The organism is Streptomyces sp. KR55, assembly GCF_052245645.1.
Lineage (GTDB): Bacteria > Actinomycetota > Actinomycetes > Streptomycetales > Streptomycetaceae > Streptomyces > Streptomyces flavusporus.
In genome coordinates this window covers 1-3,368 of sequence record NZ_JBQQCE010000710.1, presented here as the reverse complement: position 1 = coordinate 3,368, position 3,368 = coordinate 1, and the positions used below count along the sequence as shown (strand labels likewise).

The following is a 3,368-nucleotide window of genomic DNA, read 5'->3' as shown; positions in this document are numbered from 1 at the left end:
TCCTCCACGAGGGAGCGCTCGCCGGCGATCCCGAACTGCTGCCCCACGCCCGCCTCCACGACGACCGGCTGGCCGTCGGCCGGGCCCGCTACGACCTGGTGGTGCTGCCCGAGACCCCCGTCCTGGAGGCGGAGGCCGTCCGCTCCCTGGCCCGTTTCGCCCGCGCCGGAGGCACCGTGGTGGCCGTCGGCGTGCTGCCGGAGCGGGAGGTGGACGGCCGTGACGACGAACTGCGGAGCGCCCTGGACGACCTGTTCGGACACCGTCGGGCCCTCCGCGTCACGGCAGCCGGTGAACTCGGCGCGGTCACCCGGGAGTTCGCTGCGGCACGCCTGGAGCCGGCGGCGCCCGCCGTGCGCGTCCTGCGCACCACGCGCGACGGCGACATCGCCTTCCTGTTCAACAACGAGAGCGCGATGCCCGTCGACACCTGGGCCACGCTGCCGGCCCGCGGCACCCCGGAGTGGTGGGACCCGGAGGAGGGAACGGCCGCGCCCGCGCCGGTGCACCGCGAGCAACGGGACGGCGTGGGCGTGCCGCTGAGGCTCGGGCCGTACCGGACAGTGGGCGTCGTCTTCCGCCACCCGGCCCCGAAGCTCCCGCACCTCACCGACGCCGGAAGTCTGCCCGTCACCTCCGTCACCGGCCGCCGGGGCGCACTCCGCGTCGAGGCCCTGGCCGAGAGCCCCGGCAGCCACGCCCTCACCGGCACCGACGGCCGCCGCACCTACCGCGGCACCGTCCGCGTCACCGACCCGCTGGAGCCGATCCCGCTCGACGGCGACTGGACCCTCACCCTCCACCAGGACGGTGCCCAGCCCGTCGTACGCCCGCTCGGCAGCTGGAGCGACATCGCCCGGCTCTTCTCCGGCAGCGCCACCTACACCAAGGGAATCGCCCTCGACGCCGCCGCCCTCGAAGGCCGCCGCCTCCACCTCGACCTCGGCACCGTCCGCGAGGTCGCCCAGGTCACGGTCAACGGCACGGCCCTGCCGCCCGCCCTGTGGACCCCGTACGTCGTGGACGTCACCGACGCGCTGCGCCCCGGGACCAACCACATCGCCGTGCGCGTCTCCAACACCCTCTCCAACGAACGCAACAAGCCGCTGCCCTCCGGGCTGCTCGGCCCGGTGTTCCTGCGCCCGCGCCGGCCCGTCACCGCCGACCTGCACTGACCCGCAATCCCGGATGGAGACCGGTATGAGTTCACTCGCCAGACCCGTGCTGATCCTGGCCACCGGGCTGACCGCGCTGGTCACCCTCGTGCCCTCGGCACTGCCCGCGTCCGCCTCGCAGGGCGGCAGCGCCGGGGTCACCGCGCTGCGGACCCAGCACCTGCGCAGCGCCCTCGGCATCGACGACACCACCCCCGACCTGACCTGGCAGCCGGCCGGCCGCGGCCGGAACGTCGTCCAGAGCGCCTACCGCGTCCAGGCCGCCACCAGCAGGGCAAAGCTGGAACGGGGACACCCCGACCTGTGGGACTCCGGAAAGGTCCGCTCCGCCGAGCCGCACGCCGTCTACGCGGGCAGGGCGGTGGGTTCACGCGACCGGGTCCACTGGCGCGTCCAGCTGTGGTCCGGGACCCGCGTCTCGGAGTGGAGCGACATCGCCGTCTTCGAGACCGGCCTGACCCGCGCCCAGGACTGGTCCGCCCAGTGGATCACCCACGACGCGTGGCGGCTGAGCGAGCACGAGCTCCAGCCCGTCGTCGTCACCCTGCCGAGGACGACCGCCCGTCACGTCCGGCTCGACGTCACCAAGCTGGGCCCGCCGCTCGACGGAGCCTGGCGCCTCCAGCTCGGCGAGATCGAGGTCCGCGACTCGGCCGCCCCCGACGTGAACCACGCGCAGGGCGCGGCCGTCACCGCCTCCGAGACCGAGACCGTGCGCAAGATCTGGGAACCCGCGCTCGCCGTCGACGGACTCACCAACAGCGCCCTCGACCGGGCCGCCGGCTACGCGAGCCCGAAGCACACCGGCCCCGATGTGTCCTCGTCCCCGGTCACGCTCACCCTGGACCTCAAGGCCGCCAAGTCCTTCGACCAGGTCCTGCTCTACCCGCGCGCCGACGTCCTCACCGACGACGGCCGGGTGCCCCACTTCCCCGTCGACTACACGGTGTCCACATCCGACACGGCCGAGGGGCCGTGGACCAGGGCGGCAGAGGTCACCGGGCAGCCGGCGCCCAAGCCCTTTCTGCCGTCCGGCCTCCCCCTCTTCACCAAGGACTTCACCCTCCCCAAGGGCACCCGCAGCGCCCGCCTCTACATGGCGGGGCTCGGCGTCCACGAGGCGCGCATCAACGGCGAGCCCGTCGGGGACGCCGTGCTCGAGCCCGCCAACACCGACTTCCGCGACCGCGTGCAGTACGCCACGTACGACGTCACCGAGCGGCTGCGGCGCGGCGGCAACACCCTCGCCGTCGCGCTCGGCAACGGCATCTCCAACGTGGTGAGCACCGCCGACCGCTACCGCAAGCTGTACGGCAACATCAGCGACCCCAAGCTCGTCGCCCAGCTGGAGATCACCCTCGACGACGGCACCGTCCGCCGCATCACCAGCGGCACCGACTGGCGCACCACCCTCGGCCCGACGACCTCCTCCAACTGGTACGGCGGCGAGGACCACGACGCCCGCCGGGAGATCCCCGGCTGGGACGAGCCCGGCCGCGACCACTCCGCCTGGCCCTCGGCCGTCGCCCTCGGACGCCCCGGCAGCGCGGCGGAACCAGCCGTCCTCAGCGCCCGCGAGACCGAACCGGTCCGGGTGATGGAGACCCTGAAGGGCACCGAGGTGCCGGGCGCCGAGGGCAGCCGCGTCTTCGACCTCGGCCGCAACATCGCCGGCTGGCCGGAGATCACCGTCACCGCCCCCGCCGGCACCACCGTGCGCATCCTGCCCGCCGAGAGCCTGAAGGACGGCCACGCCTTCCAGTCCATCAGCAACGTCGGCGCACCGTTCCTAAAGACTGAGCGGGGGTGAGTCCTGGTGCCGGAACTCGTGCTCAGCCGAACACCTCGAACGGTGTTGGGCGTTCTGGTCCCCCGCGTTCGCTCCGCATCCGGCACGCACGGATCGTGTCCGTGGTCCGGGGATGCGGGGGCGGGTTTCCTCACGTCCCTGGTCGCCACAACTGGCCTGGACGGTCCGATGCCCCTGTCCATCGCTCTGGTGGGCAGGGGGCGGTGCCGTCCGTCGCCGGATGCGGTGCCCAAGGGCGCGTCGTCCGATCGCCACGGCTGCGGCGTCGTGACGGGTGGTCTTGCGATGCTGCGTGGTGAGGGGCTTCTGCCAGTGCTCGGCGCCCCAGCGTGAGGTGTAGGCGGGATCGACCGCGACGACGGTGATTCCCAGCTCGGCGGCCA

2 protein-coding genes and 1 pseudogene are annotated in these 3,368 nt (G+C 73.5%); 2 read left to right on the top strand and 1 reads right to left on the bottom strand.

The features are described from left to right. Both ACTWQJ_RS48745 and ACTWQJ_RS48740 read left to right on the top strand, forming a co-directional pair. Positions 1-1,175 (top strand): glycosylhydrolase-like jelly roll fold domain-containing protein (locus tag ACTWQJ_RS48745; protein WP_443312787.1); only part of this gene is annotated, 1,175 nt, incomplete at its 5' end. 25 nt (positions 1,176-1,200) lie between these two features. After that, positions 1,201-2,985, top strand: coding sequence for a family 78 glycoside hydrolase catalytic domain (locus ACTWQJ_RS48740; RefSeq protein ID WP_443312786.1), 1,785 nt, complete (start codon positions 1,201-1,203; stop codon positions 2,983-2,985). Here ACTWQJ_RS48740 and ACTWQJ_RS48735 read toward each other — a convergent pair. Beyond that, positions 2,965-3,368: pseudogene (locus ACTWQJ_RS48735) on the bottom strand (hypothetical protein); the annotation flags it as partial. The gene ACTWQJ_RS48740 and the pseudogene ACTWQJ_RS48735 sit on opposite strands and share 21 nt — an antisense overlap.

What these genes read in the sequence shown, in the direction of transcription:
- ACTWQJ_RS48740 (WP_443312786.1), top strand. Translation starts at nt 1,201, where the DNA reads ATGAGTTCACTCGCCAGACCCGTGCTGATCCTGGCCACCGGGCTGACC.